Origin of the sequence: Pseudarthrobacter sp. NamE2 (assembly GCF_005796205.1) — a bacterium.
GTDB lineage: Bacteria > Actinomycetota > Actinomycetes > Actinomycetales > Micrococcaceae > Arthrobacter.
Window position 1 is genome coordinate 511,911 of the sequence record NZ_VAHN01000001.1, and the last position, 13,748, is coordinate 525,658.

10 protein-coding genes are annotated in these 13,748 nt (G+C 67.5%); all 10 read right to left on the bottom strand.

Annotated features, from left to right (window positions below; all coding sequences use genetic code 11):
- Positions 1 to 34: 34 nt before the first annotated feature.
- Positions 35 to 1,492 (bottom strand): glutamate synthase subunit beta, encoded by a 1,458-nt coding sequence (locus FDW83_RS02420; RefSeq protein ID WP_138135993.1) that lies wholly within the window; start codon positions 1,490 to 1,492, stop codon positions 35 to 37.
- Positions 1,485 to 6,098 (bottom strand): glutamate synthase large subunit, encoded by a 4,614-nt coding sequence (gene gltB / locus FDW83_RS02425; protein WP_138135994.1) that lies wholly within the window; start codon positions 6,096 to 6,098, stop codon positions 1,485 to 1,487. Before gltB ends, FDW83_RS02420 begins: the two co-directional genes overlap by 8 nt.
- Before the next feature lie 264 nt (positions 6,099 to 6,362).
- Positions 6,363 to 7,517, bottom strand: coding sequence for a prolipoprotein diacylglyceryl transferase (gene lgt, locus FDW83_RS02430; RefSeq protein ID WP_138135995.1), 1,155 nt, complete (start codon positions 7,515 to 7,517; stop codon positions 6,363 to 6,365).
- A 4-nt stretch (positions 7,518 to 7,521) separates the two neighbouring features.
- A complete protein-coding gene (gene trpA / locus FDW83_RS02435; protein WP_138136116.1) occupies positions 7,522 to 8,334 on the bottom strand; it encodes a tryptophan synthase subunit alpha in 813 nt (270 codons plus the stop codon).
- An 11-nt stretch (positions 8,335 to 8,345) separates the two neighbouring features.
- Positions 8,346 to 9,659, bottom strand: coding sequence for a tryptophan synthase subunit beta (gene trpB, locus FDW83_RS02440; RefSeq protein ID WP_138135996.1), 1,314 nt, complete (start codon positions 9,657 to 9,659; stop codon positions 8,346 to 8,348).
- A 97-nt stretch (positions 9,660 to 9,756) separates the two neighbouring features.
- Positions 9,757 to 10,578, bottom strand: a complete 822-nt coding sequence (trpC, locus tag FDW83_RS02445; RefSeq protein ID WP_138135997.1) for an indole-3-glycerol phosphate synthase TrpC — start codon at positions 10,576 to 10,578, stop codon at positions 9,757 to 9,759.
- On the bottom strand, positions 10,578 to 10,868 hold the full coding sequence (locus tag FDW83_RS02450) for an HGxxPAAW family protein (protein ID WP_138135998.1): 291 nt from the start codon (positions 10,866 to 10,868) through the stop codon (positions 10,578 to 10,580). Before FDW83_RS02450 ends, trpC begins: the two co-directional genes overlap by 1 nt.
- 104 nt (positions 10,869 to 10,972) lie before the next feature.
- Positions 10,973 to 11,611, bottom strand: a complete 639-nt coding sequence (locus FDW83_RS02455; RefSeq protein WP_138135999.1) for a Trp biosynthesis-associated membrane protein — start codon at positions 11,609 to 11,611, stop codon at positions 10,973 to 10,975.
- Positions 11,611 to 13,173 (bottom strand): anthranilate synthase component I, encoded by a 1,563-nt coding sequence (locus tag FDW83_RS02460; protein ID WP_138136000.1) that lies wholly within the window; start codon positions 13,171 to 13,173, stop codon positions 11,611 to 11,613. Before FDW83_RS02460 ends, FDW83_RS02455 begins: the two co-directional genes overlap by 1 nt.
- A gap of 116 nt (positions 13,174 to 13,289) precedes the next feature.
- On the bottom strand, positions 13,290 to 13,742 hold the full coding sequence (gene hisI, locus FDW83_RS02465; RefSeq protein ID WP_171027417.1) for a phosphoribosyl-AMP cyclohydrolase: 453 nt from the start codon (positions 13,740 to 13,742) through the stop codon (positions 13,290 to 13,292).
- Positions 13,743 to 13,748: the final 6 nt, after the last annotated feature.

Genomic DNA, 13,748 nt, shown 5'->3' on the forward strand with positions numbered 1-13,748 from the left:
GTCGCGGGGGTGAACTTCTCCCCCGGGTGCAGCGCTACAGGACGGCGATGGCGCGGTCCGTGGGCGCGACGGGCGCAGGCAGGATGGTGCTTCCCATCAGGTACTTATCGACGGCGGCTGCCGCTGCGCGCCCCTCGGCGATGGCCCACACGATCAGCGACTGGCCGCGGCCTGCGTCTCCGGCCACGAAGACACCTTCGGTGTTGGTCATGTAGTAGCCGTCGCGGGCCACGTTGCCGCGGCCGTCGAATTCGGCCTTCACCTGCTCGGTGATGTTGGCGGGTTCGGCACCGGTGAAGCCCAGGGACAGGAACACCAGGTCCGCCGGGATGATGCGTTCCGTACCCGCCTTGGGCAGGCGCTTACCGTCAACGAATTCGGTTTCGGCAACCTTGACGCCGGTCAGCTTGCCGTCCTCGCCCACGAACTCGACGGTGGAGGCAAGGTAGGTGCGTTCGCCGCCTTCTTCGTGCGCGCTGGCCATCTCGAAGAGGGTGGGGAACGTCGGCCAGGGCTGGTGGCTGGCACGCTCGGCCGGCGGCTGCTTGCCGATGGCCAGCGTGGTCACGGATGCCGCACCATGGCGGTGCGCGGTGCCGAGACAGTCCGCGCCGGTGTCGCCGCCGCCGAGGATCACCACGTGCTTGCCCTGGGCGTGGATCTGGTTCTCCACGGTGTCACCTGCCACGGCGCGGTTCGCCGGGACAAGGTAGTCCATCGCGAAGTGGACGCCTTCGAGGTCGCGGCCCGGGATGGGCAGGTCCCGCGGGACGGTGGCACCGGTGCAGATCACGACGGCGTCATAGCGCCTGCGCAGCTGCTCCCACGTCACGTCCGTCCCCACGGAGACGCCGGTCCGGAAGCGGGTGCCTTCCGCCTTCATCTGCTCGATGCGGCGGTCCACCTGCTCCTTTTCCATCTTGAAGTCCGGGATGCCGTAGCGCAGCAGGCCGCCGATCCGGTCATCGCGCTCGTACACGGCTACGGTGTGGCCCACCCGGGTCAGCTGCTGGGCAACTGCCAGGCCGGCAGGGCCGGATCCCACCACTGCCACCGTCTTGCCGGTCAGGCGGGTCGGGGGCAGCGGGTTGACCCAGCCGTTGTCGAACGCCTCGTCGATGATGGAAACTTCCACCTGCTTGATGGTGACCGCGGGCTGGTTGATCCCCAGCACACAGGACGCCTCGCAGGGTGCCGGGCACAGCCGGCCGGTGAACTCCGGGAAGTTGTTCGTGGCGTGCAGGCGCTCGATCGCTTCCTCGCCCTTGTCCCGCCACATGAGGTCGTTCCACTCGGGAATGAGGTTGCCCAGCGGGCAGCCCTGGTGGCAGAACGGGATGCCGCAGTCCATGCAACGGCCCGCCTGGGCCTTCAGCGTGCCCTTGTCCTGTGCCTCGTACACTTCCTTCCAGTCCATGATGCGGACGGGAACAGGACGGCGCGGCTGGGTTTCACGCTGGCGTACTTTCAAAAATCCGCGTGGATCAGCCACCGGTTACCTCCAGGATTCGAGACCATACTTCTTCGCCGTCCGGGTCAAGGCCCTCTTCGATGGCGTCGAGACGGGTTTGCAGCACGGCCGCGTAGTCACGCGGCAGCACCTTGGTGATGCGGGCGGCGGTGTCATCGAAGTTCTCGAGGAGCCGCGCGGCCAGCTGGGAGTCAGTTTCTTCCACGTGCTTGACCAGCAGGCCGTGCACGATGTCGCGGTCCTCTGCGTCCAGCTCGCGGAGCTGGAGTTCGCCGGACTGCAGGGCTTCCTTGTTGACCCGGGCGGCATCCAGGTCAAGGACGTAGGCGGTGCCGCCGGACATGCCGGCGCCGAAGTTGCGTCCGGTGCGGCCGATGATCAGCGTCTGGCCGCCGGTCATGTACTCGCAACCGTGGTCGCCGATGCCTTCGACAACAGCGGTGGCCCCGGAGTTGCGGACCAGGAAGCGTTCGCCCACCTGGCCGCGCAGGAACATCTCGCCGCTGGTGGCACCGTAGCCGATCACGTTGCCGGCGATGACGTTCGTTTCCGCCTTGAAGACGTTGGTGCGGTCCGGGCGGACAATGATGCGGCCACCGGACAGGCCCTTGCCCACGTAGTCGTTCGAGTCGCCGTACAGCCGCAGGGTGATGCCCGCGGGCAGGAAGGCGCCCAGCGACTGGCCGGCGGTGCCGTTCAGGGTCACGTCGATGGTGTCCGTTGCGAGCACGTCCGTGCCGAACGTCTTGGTGACCACGTGGCCCAGCATGGTGCCCACGGAGCGGTCCGTGTTGATGACGTCCACGGTGATCTTCACCGGGCTGCGGTCCGTGAGCGCCTCGTTGGACATGGTGATCAGGCGCTGGTCGAAGTGCTTGTCCAGCTCGTGGTTCTGGCCGGTCATGTTCCGCAGCGGGGCGTCGTCGTCGAACTCCAGCCCGTGCAGGATCGGGTCCAGGTCCAGGCCGTCGGCCTTCCAGTGGTCAATCGCGTCGCGGGTGTCCAGGACCTCAGCGTGGCCGATGGCCTCCTCCAGGCTGCGGAAGCCCAGTTCGGCCAGGATTTCGCGGACTTCCTCGGCCAGGAACTCGAAGAAGTTGACCACGAATTCCGGCTTGCCGGTAAAGCGGGCGCGCAGCTCCGGGTTCTGGGTGGCAACACCCACGGGGCAGGTGTCCAGGTGGCAGACGCGCATCATGATGCAGCCTTCCACCACCAGCGGCGCCGTGGCGAAGCCGAACTCCTCGCCGCCCAGCAGGGCTGCGATCACAACGTCGCGGCCGGTCTTGAGCTGGCCGTCAACCTGCACCACCACGCGGTCGCGCAGGCCGTTAAGCATCAGGGTCTGCTGCGTCTCGGCCAGGCCAAGCTCCCAGGGGACACCGGCGTGCTTGAGCGAGTTCAGCGGCGAGGCGCCGGTTCCGCCGTCGTGTCCGGAGACGAGTACGACATCGGCCTTCGCCTTGGTCACGCCGGACGCTACGGTGCCGATCCCGACTTCCGACACCAGCTTGACGTGCACCCGGGCGGAGGGGTTGGCGCGCTTGGCATCGTAGATGAGCTGCGCGAGGTCCTCGATCGAGTAGATGTCGTGATGCGGGGGCGGGGAGATCAGCCCGACGCCGGGGGTCGAGTGCCGGGTCCGGGCAACCCACGGGTAGACCTTCTGGGCCATCAGCTGGCCGCCTTCACCGGGCTTGGCGCCCTGGGCCATCTTGATCTGGATATCGTCGGCGTTGGTCAGGTAGAGGCTGGTCACGCCGAAACGGCCGGAGGCGATCTGCTTGACCGCGGAACGGCGCTCGGGGTCCATCAGGCGGTCCACGTCCTCGCCGCCCTCACCGGTGTTGGACTTGCCGCCCAGCCGGTTCATGGCAATTGCGAGCGTCTCGTGGGCCTCCTGGGAGATGGAGCCGTAACTCATGGCGCCGGTGGAGAACCGCTTGACGATGCTGGAGACGGGCTCCACCTCCTCAAGGGGAACCGCGGGACGGTTGTGCTTGAACTTCAGCAGGCCGCGCAGGGTCATCAGGTTGCCGGACTGGTCGTCCACGCCCTTGGTGTAGGCCTTGAAGATGTCGTAGCGGCGCTCACGCGTGGCATGCTGCAGCCGGAAGACGGTCTCCGGGTTGAACAGGTGCGGCTCGCCGTCGCGGCGCCACTGGTACTCGCCGCCGCCCAGCAGCGGCCGGTGGGGCTGTTCGATGCCGCCGTCGGGGTAGGCCATCTGGTGGCGCGCGGAAACTTCGGCCGCGATGACGTCCAGGCCCACGCCGCCCAGCTGGGAGTGCGTTCCGGCGAAGAATTCATCCACCAGCTCCTGGCCCAGGCCCAGCGCCTCGAACGTCTGGGCGCCGGTGTAGGAGGCGACCGTGGAGATGCCCATCTTGGACATGATCTTCAGGACACCCTTGCCGAGGCCCTTGATGAGGTTGTAGACGCCATCCTGCGGGGTGACGCCGGTGACGTCGCCGGCAGCGATGAGCTGCTCCACGGATTCCATGGCCAGGTAGGGGTTGACGGCGGAAGCGCCGTAGCCGATCAGCACCGCCACGTGGTGCGTCTCGCGGACGTCGCCGGCCTCCACCACCAGGGCGGTCTTGGTGCGGTTGGCGCTGCGGAGCAGGTGGTGGTGCACGGCGCTGACCAGAAGCAGCGACGGGATGGGAGCCCACTGCGCGTTGGAGTCACGGTCGGACAGCACGATGTACTGCACGCCGCGGTTGATGGCACCGGACACCTGCTCGCAGATCTCGGTCAGCCGGGCACGCAGCGCGGTTTCGCCGCCTTCGGGACGGTACAGGCCGCGGACCTTCATGGCGACGCGGTTGCCGTCGGCATCCTCGATGTTGGCGATCTTGGCCAGTTGGTCGTTGTTGATCACCGGGAACGGCAGCTGGACCTGCGGCTGGCGGACCTGCTTGGTGTCCAGGAGGTTGCCGTTGGGGCCGATGGCGCAGGTCAGTGACGTGACCAGCTCTTCGCGGATGGCGTCCAGCGGCGGGTTGGTCACCTGTGCGAAGGACTGCACGAAGTAGTCGAAGAGCAGGCGCGGACGCTTGGACAGCACGGCAACCGGGGTGTCGGAACCCATGGCACCCAGCGGCTCGGCGCCGGTGCGGGCCATCGGCCCGAGGAGGATCTTCAGTTCCTCGGTGGTGTAGCCGAAGGTGCGCTGGCGGATGTTCACGGACGCCGCGGTGTGCACCACGTGCTCGCGCTCGGGAAGGTCGTTGAGGTCGATCAGGTTGTCCTTGACCCACTCCGCCCACGGGTTGGCGGCGGCGACTTCAGCCTTGACCTCTTCGTCGTCGATGATGCGGCCGGCTTCGGTGTCCACCAGGAACATCTTGCCGGGCGAGACGCGGCCCTTCTTGACCACCTTGGAGGGCTCGACGTCGATGACGCCCACCTCGGAAGCGAAGACGATCAGTCCATCCTCGGTGATCCAGAACCGGCCCGGGCGCAGGCCGTTGCGGTCCAGGGTGGCGCCAACCAGGTTGCCGTCGGTGAAGGACACGGCGGCGGGGCCGTCCCACGGTTCCATCAGCAGCGAGTGGTACTCGTAGAAGGCGCGGCGGGCCGGATCCATGGTGGCGTGGTTTTCCCAGGCCTCCGGGATCATCATCATGATCGCGTGCGTGATGGGGCGGCCGGACAGCCACAGGAGCTCGGCAACCTCATCGAAGGAGGCGGAGTCGGAAGCGCCGGGCGTGCAGATGGGGTACAGCTCTTCGGGAGCGTCTCCCAGCAGCGGGTTGGCGAGCTGCGACTGGCGGGCACGCATCCAGTTGCGGTTGCCCTTGACCGTGTTGATCTCGCCGTTGTGCGCGATGGTGCGGAACGGCTGGGCCAGCGGCCACGAGGGGAACGTGTTGGTGGAGAACCGCGAGTGGACGATGGCGAGCTTGGTCTTGAAGCGCTTGTCCGAGAGGTCCGGGTAGAAGGGCTCGAGCTGCGCGGTGGTGAGCATGCCCTTGTACACGATGGTGCGGGAGGACAGCGACGGGAAGTACACCCCGTACTTGTTCTGGGCGCGCTTGCGGATGCGCCAGGCGCGGGCGTCGAGTTCGTTGCGGTCCAGTTCCTCCCCCGTGGCGGAGGCCAGGAACGGCTGGGAGAAGTAGGGCATGCAGGCACGGGCCATGGCACCGACGAGGTCGGCCACCACGGGCACTTCGCGCCAGCCGAGGACCTTCAGGCCTTCGTCAGCGGCAAGTCCTTCAATGCCGGCCTTGGCGGCATCGGCCTCGCGCTGCTCGGCAGGCAGGAACGCGGTGCCGGCGACGTACTGGCCGGGTGCGGGAAGTTCGAACTCGGTGACCGCACGGAAGAACTCGTCCGGGATCTGCATGAGGAGGCCGGCGCCGTCACCGGTGCCCTCGTCGGCGCCAACGGCACCGCGGTGCTCGAGGTTGCGCAGGGCGGTGAGGGCGGCGTCAACGATGTCGTACCCGGGTTCGCCGCGGAGGGTTGCAATGATCGCAAGGCCGCAGGCGTCCTTCTCCTGCTCCGGGTTGTATAGCCCGGCGGCTTCCGGCATGGCTGCAAAACGCTTGAACGGCGGGATGGCAGTCTCAGGCTGTTCCGGTTCAGACCAGCTGGGAGTATGCAGAGTTTGGGTCATGGGAGACGTCCTTCCTCCTGATCGTGCGTATGGAAGGGACACCTTTGGCCCCACTCGTCGGCGCCGCAGATGGCGGGCACAACGAAGTGTTACTTACTGGAAATTGTAGGTCAGCACGGCCTGCTGAACTAACAGTTACGCAGGCCCCTGCCCAGGGGCTCTTCCGGGCAGCAGCTCTATGCTGGCCGGACGATGCCCCATGCCACGACATTGTGGTTTCGGGCCCTTCGAGCGGTGGCTCTGCTGCCCTGCCTGGCCGGCGGCTTACTTGCTGGTGCCGGCCTCCGGTGCGGTTCCTGTGGCTGTGCTGCCGGAGTGTCCGGCCGCCGTGGCATCCGTTCCGGGCGTGGTGCCGGCGGGCGCCGCCCCGGCCTTGTCCGCGGGGACGGATGCAGGCCTGGAACCGCTTTGGTTATCAGGGAGATTATCACGCGCTTCACTATCTGAGACAACCGGGTCCGCATCACGGACCTCCTTTGCGCCGTCGTGAAGCTCCCCTGCCGCCTCTTCCTTAGCCGGTTCCCGGCCCGGAAGGTAGACGGTGTCGGGCTCCGGCCGGCCCTTCCGGCCCAGCACAATGAAGACCACGAGCGCTGTCACAAACACGAAAATGCTGGTCCAGACGTTCAGCCGTGTGGTGAGCCCGAACAATGAGATTTGTTCCGCCTCGTCGATGCGCATTGCTTCGATCCACACACGGCCAAGGGTGTAGTACATGGCGTACAGCCAGAAAAGGCGGCTGCGGCGGAAGTTGAACCTGCGGTCCACGGCAAGCAGCAGGACGACGCCGGCAAGGTTCCACAGCGACTCGTACAGGAACGTGGGGTGGAACAAGGTGTCCGCGGGGACTCCGGCGGGGAAGTTCGGGTTGTCCGCGTCGATCTGCAGGCCCCAGGGCAGGGTAGTGGGCCCGCCGAAGAGTTCCTGGTTGAACCAGTTGCCCCAGCGTCCGATTGCCTGCGCGAGCAGCAGCCCGGGGGCTGCGGCATCCAGGAACGCGGACAGCTTGACGCCGCTGCGGCGGCAGCCGATCCAGGCGCCGACGGCGCCCAGTACGACGGCACCCCAGATGCCGAGGCCGCCGCGCTGGATCTGCGGAATGAGCGAGAGGTCTCCGGTGCCGTCGAAGCCGGGGCCAAAGTAGGCGTCCGGCGACGAGAAGACGTGGTAAAGCCGCCCGCCGATGATGCCGAACGGAATGGCCCAGACCACGATGTCCCAGACGCTTCCTTCAGGCGCGCCGCGCTTCGCCCAGCGGACCGAGGTCAGCCACAGGCCCGCCACGATGCCCGCCAGGATGCACAGTGCGTAGGCGTGGATACGCAGCGTTCCCCACGGCAGGGGGATATCGAATCCGGACCAGTCGGGGCTGGGGATGCTGGCAGGCACCAGGGCGGCGGCCTGAAGGATGGTCTGCATCTGATTACGCTTCTTCCGGGGAGAGTCCGGTGCTCAGGTCCTTGGTGAGGGCTGCGACAGCGTCCACGCCGCCGTCGCCCAGGGTCTTGACCAAGGCGGTACCGACGATGACGCCTTCGGCGTAGGCCGCGATTTCGCGGACTTGGTCGGCGTTGGACACACCCAAACCGACGCAGACACGCTCGGCGCCGGCGGCGTGGGCTGCCGCCACCACATCCTTGGCCGCGGTGCTCACCGACGAACGTGCCCCCGTAACGCCCATGATGGAGACCGCGTAGACAAAGCCGCGGCTGGCGTCGACAGTCCGCTGCATGCGCTCGGCGGTGGAGGACGGCGCAACCAGGAAGACCCGGTCCAGTCCGTACTTGTCCGAGGCTTCCATCCACTCGGCTGCCTCGTCCGGAATGAGGTCCGGCGTGATGAGGCCCGCTCCCCCGGCCTCGGCAAGGCGGCGGGAGAACTCGTCCACGCCCATCCGGACAACGGGGTTCCAGTAGGTCATCACCAGGACGGCGGCGTCGGTCTGGCTGGTGATCCCGGCGACGACGTCGAACACCTGGCTGACGCGGAACCCGTTGGCCAGAGCCTCCGTGGTGGCGGCTTGGATAACCTGGCCGTCCATCACGGGATCGGAGTACGGAATACCGATTTCAATCAGGTCGGCGCCGTTGCGGGCGGCCGCGATGCCGGCGGCAATGGATTCCTCCACACTGGGGTAGCCGGCGGGCAGGTACGCGATCAGGGCGGCGCGGCCCTGGGCGCGGGCCCGGTCAATCGCTGCCGCCGACTTGCTGGTCATCTGTGCCTTGCTGGCCATCTGTGCACCGCTCACAGCTGCTCCCCCTCTTTGCCGATCTCCGACTCCGCGGAGTCCTTGTCCAACAGGTCGAACCATTCCGCGGCGGTGGCAACGTCCTTGTCACCGCGGCCCGACAGGTTGACGATCACGATCTTGTCCTTGGCGGTACCGGTGTCCTCGGCGGCAAGCCGCTGGCCCACCTTGATGGCGCCGGCCAGGGCATGCGAGGACTCGATGGCGGGAATGATGCCTTCGGTGCGGCACAGGAGCCGGAAGGCCTCCATGGCCTCGCTGTCGGTGATCGGCTCGTAGCTGACCCGTCCGATATCCGAGAGATAGGAGTGCTCCGGGCCGACGCCGGGGTAGTCCAGTCCTGCGGAGATGGAGTGCGACTCGATGGTCTGGCCGTCGTCGTCCTGCATGAGGTAGGAACGTGCACCGTGGAGCACCCCGGGCTTGCCCAGGGTGATGGTGGCGGCGTGGCGCCCGGTGTCCACGCCGTCGCCGCCGGCCTCGAAGCCGTAAATCCTGACCGAGGGATCGTCGAGGAAGCCGTGGAATATGCCGATGGCGTTGGAACCGCCGCCGATGCAGGCGCAGACGGCGTCCGGCAGGCGGCCAACCTGTTCCAGGATCTGGGCGCGGGCTTCCTCGCCGATGACCTCGTGGAAGTAGCGGACCATGGCGGGGAACGGGTGCGCGCCGGCAGCCGTGCCCAGCAGGTAGTGGGTGTTGTGCACGTTGGCCACCCAGTCGCGGAGGGCGTCGTTGATGGCGTCCTTGAGGGTCTGCGATCCGCTGGTCACCGGGATCACCGTGGCGCCCAGCAGCTCCATCCGGGCGACGTTCAGGGCCTGGCGGCGGCAGTCCTCGGCACCCATGTAGACCACGCACTCCAGGCCCAGGAGTGCCGCGGCGGTGGCACTGGCTACGCCGTGCTGGCCGGCTCCGGTTTCGGCGATGACCCGGGTCTTGCCCATCCGCTTGGCGAGGAGCGCCTGGCCGAGCACATTGTTGATCTTGTGCGAGCCGGTGTGGTTGAGGTCTTCGCGCTTGAGGAACACCCGCACTCCCCCGGCGTGTTCGGAGAAGCGCTTGGCCTCGGTCAGCAGGGAGGGCCGGCCGGAGTAGTTCTTGTTGAGGTCGGCGATCTGGGCGCGGAACTCGGGATCGTCCTTGGCCTTGTTGAAGGTTTCCTCGAGTTCGTCCAGGGCTGCGATCAGGGACTCGGGCATCCAGCGTCCGCCGTAGCTGCCAAAGTAGGGCCCCGGCGCGTGCCGGAGCGAGCCGCCCTGAAGGAATGCTTCCGCGGCATTGTTGTCAGCTGAAGGTGCGTCAACCATCAGTCCCGTCCTGTTTCAGTAGATAGTCGAAAAATGTGCGGCTCCGGCGGCGCCGGAGGAGGCGCGGGCGGTCGACCGCGCCCCGATACCGGTCCCGTCAGCCGCGTGCGGCGATGGCGGCAGCCCCGGCCGCCGTGAACTCCGCGATCCGCTCCCGCGGGGTGGAGTGGCTTACCAGCGCCTCGCCCACCAGCACCGCGTTGGCGCCGCTGGCGGCGTAGTGCGTCACGTCGTCGACGTCCCGCACGCCTGATTCGGCGACCACGAGGGCGCCCGCCGGAATCCGTCCGGCGAGCGTGGCAAAAAGCGAACGGTCGACGTCGAGCGTCTTGAGGTTGCGCACGTTGACGCCGATGATGCGCGCGTTGGCGGCGACGGCCCGTTCGACTTCCTCCTCGGTGTGCGTTTCCACCAGCACATCCATGCCGAGTTCCGAGCTGAGCGCGCTGAACTCGTTGAGCTGGGCGTCGGAGAGCGCGGCAACGATGAGCAGGATCAGGTCCGCCCCATGGGCGCGGGCCTCCCAGATCTGGTATTCGTCGAGCGTAAAGTCCTTGCGCAGCAGGGGAACATCGACGGCGGCGCGGACGGCATCGAGGTCGGCCAGGGACCCGTTGAACCGCCGTTGTTCGGTGAGCACGCTGATGACGGAGGCGCCGCCGTCTGCATACGCCCGTGCCAGGGACGCGGGATCGCCGATGCTGGCGAGGTCCCCCTTGGACGGGCTGCGCCGCTTGATTTCAGCGATGACTTTCAGCTCGTCGCGGGAAGCGGAGGGGCCGCCGAGTGCTGCCCAGGCATCGCGGGCTGGTGCCGCGGCCTGGGCCAGGTCCTTCAGTTCGGCCCGCGAAACAAGCCGCTTCCTGGCCTCCATGTCCTCCCGGACACCGGCATTGATGTCGTCGAGAACAGTTGCCATCAGTGGCCGGAGTTCTTTAGCTTGCTGCCGTCGACGCCGTAGCCTGCCTTGCGCATGATGTAACCGAGGATCAGGCCGAGCACCATCACGCCGGCGCCGGCGATGAAGATCGGGGTGCTGGCGATGACGAAGGCGATCGATGCGATGAGCGCACCCACCAGCATCACGATGACGCAGGTCCAGGCTGCCGGGCTGTTGCCGTGGCCCAGTTCCTGGCTGTGGTCGACGTGGCCGGGGGCAACCTGGCGGGTTCCGGACTTGGAAACGGATGCAGGGGCTTTGCTGCTCATGGAAAATCTCCTCAAGGTGAATACTGGTTACATTCTGCCATTTTTTGGACGGTCACCCGTTATCCGCACCGCCTGCCCGTCCTGGCACGGCAACAGTTCCGTCATCAGGTGGGGTCGTCGCCGCGGGAAAGCCGGTCCCAGCTGTCGATCTCGTCAATCGGACCTGCCGCGGTTGCACTGGCGGCGGTTCCCGGCGCGTCATACCGGGTGCGCGCCTTCCAGTGCCGGCCGGCGGGAATGATCAGCAGGGCGGCCAGGGCGAGCAGGCACCCGGCGACGACGGCGAGCGTGGGGAAGGCGGTCACGGCCACCTGCGCACTGCCGCCGCTGATGCCGGTGGCCGCGGCGATGGAACCCCGTGCGGCCGCGGACGGGTCGGCCAGGACGGTGGCCGCGGCGGTGACGATGCCCGCGGAGGCAAGGACGATGATTGCGGTGATGATCCACCTGGCGATCCTGCCCGCGATGGCTGCCGCGAGTCCGCCCGCCAGTGCCACGAGGGCGAGGGCCGTCACCGTGGTGGCCGCATCGCTTCCCTGGACCTCAAGCGGTTCCCGTGTGGCGGCCGCCTGGCCTGCCTGGGCGGGATCCAGTGTGACCGACAGCCAGGTCTGGGTGGTGGTGCCGAAGACGGCCAGCGCGAGCACGGCGACCAGGAGCACGAGCGTGCCCTTCCGGGCCCAACCGGGCGCTCCCTTTTTCGCCTTGTTCGCCTTCCCGGCGGCGGTTCCGGGATCGGGCATCAGGAGTCCGCCCCGCCGGGGAGCGACTCGGCCGAAATGTTCTTCAGCGAACCGGCGGTGTGCACCGCCCGGAGCGGTGCCGCGGCCTTGTTCACGGTCTCGAGGGCCTCCGTGGGGTTCACCGAGTCCGCCACGATGCCGCCGCCCGCCTGCACGTACGCCCGGCCGTCCCGAAGCAGCGCCGACCGGATGGCGATGGCCATGTCCATGTCGCCGGCAAAGTCGAGGTACCCCACCACGCCGCCGTAGATGCCGCGGCGGTGCGGTTCCAGTTCGTCGAGCAGGCGCAGCGCCCGGGGCTTCGGTGCACCGGACAGGGTGCCGGCCGGGAAGGTCGCCTTCAGGACGTCGTACGCCTTGGCCCGGGGTGAAAGCCTTCCCACCACAGTGGAGACCAGGTGCATGATGTGGCTGAAGCGCTCCACCTCCATGAACTGGGTGACGTCCACGGTACCGGCCACGCACACCTTGGACAGGTCGTTGCGGGACAGGTCCACCAGCATGAGGTGTTCGGCCCGCTCCTTCTGGTCCGCGAGCAGTTCCTCGGCGAGGGCCTTGTCCGCTTCCACCGTCTTGCCGCGGGGGCGGGATCCGGCGATGGGGTGCGTGATCACCTCTTCACCGGTGACGGTAACCAGGGCCTCCGGCGAGGAACCCACGATGGAGTACTCCCGGCCGTCGGCGTCCGCCAGGCTGAAGATGTACATATACGGACTGGGGTTGGTGTTCCGGAGCACCCGGTACACGTCCAGGGCGGAGGCGTTGCACTCCATCTCGAACCGGCGGGAGATGACCACCTGGAACACTTCGCCGTCAACGATCGCTTCCTTGCCGCGGTCCAGGGCGGCAAGGTACTCGTTCTCGTCCCAGCGTTCCTGCACGCTCGAGGCAAAGTCCAATGCTGCCGGGGCCAGGACTGAGACCGGCTGCGCCACCGGCGTGCTGACCTTGGCCAGGAGTGCCTTCACCCGGGCGACGGCGTCGTGCCAGGCCTCGTCCACCCGCTGGGAGCTGTTGTCGAAGTTGATGGCGTTGGCGATGAGCAGCACCGTGCCGTCCACGTTGTCGTGGACCGCCATGTCCGTGACCAGGTTCAGGGCCATCTCGGGCAATTGCAGGTCATCTTCGGGCGGGCTGACCAGCCGCTCCCAGTGCCGCACGGTTTCCCAGCCAAGGAAGCCCACCAGGCCGGAGGTAAAGGGCGGCAGTCCCTCGAACCTGTCCGTACGGAGCGCCTCGATGGTGTCCCGGATGGCGTCCACGGGGCTGCCGTCCACCGGAACGCCTGCGGGAGGTTCCCCCAGCCAGTGCGCGTTGCCGTCCTTGGTGGTCAGTGTGGCCCGGGACCTGGCACCGATGAAGGAGTAGCGGGACCAGGCGCCGCCCACGGCCGCTGATTCCATGAGGAACGTGCCGGGCTGGCCCTGGGCCAGTTTGCGGTACAGGCCGATAGGGGTTTCCGCATCAGCCAGCACCTTGAGCCGCACGGGGATGACGCGGCTGTGCCCGGCAAGTTCCCGGAACTCCTCCAGGGTGGGGCTGATGATTCCAAGGTCCTGCATGGTGCTAAGTCTTCCACCTGTTCTCGTAAGGGCCGGTTCCCACCGGCGCCTTGATTGGTCGTGCATAGGGCGGGCCCGCCGCCACCGGGGGCGCAGCCCTGCGGCACCGCTCCGGTTCAGCCCGCCTGGGCCGCCGTAACGTCCAGTTCCCTGCCGTCGAAGCAGGTCCGGGTACCGGTGTGGCAGGCGGCACCCACCTGGTCCACACGCACCAGCAGCGCGTCGCCGTCGCAATCCATGGCAACGGACTTCACCCACTGGACGTGCCCGGAGGTGTCCCCCTTGCGCCAGTACTCCTGGCGGGAGCGGGAGTAGAAGGTGACCCGGCCCGTGGTCATGGTGCGGTGGAGGGCTTCGTCATCCATCCAGCCAAGCATCAGGACCTCATTGGTGTCGTACTGCTGCACCACGGCAGCCACCAAACCGGCGGCATCACGCTTGAGCGCAGCGGCGAGATCCGCAGGAAGCGGGCTTGCCGGTGAAGCCGCACCAGCGGAAGCGGTTGCGGTTCCTGGCACGGTGGCGGCTGTTTGGACGGTGCTTGGGGCGGGGGCGGGCTGCTCAGACATCAGGTC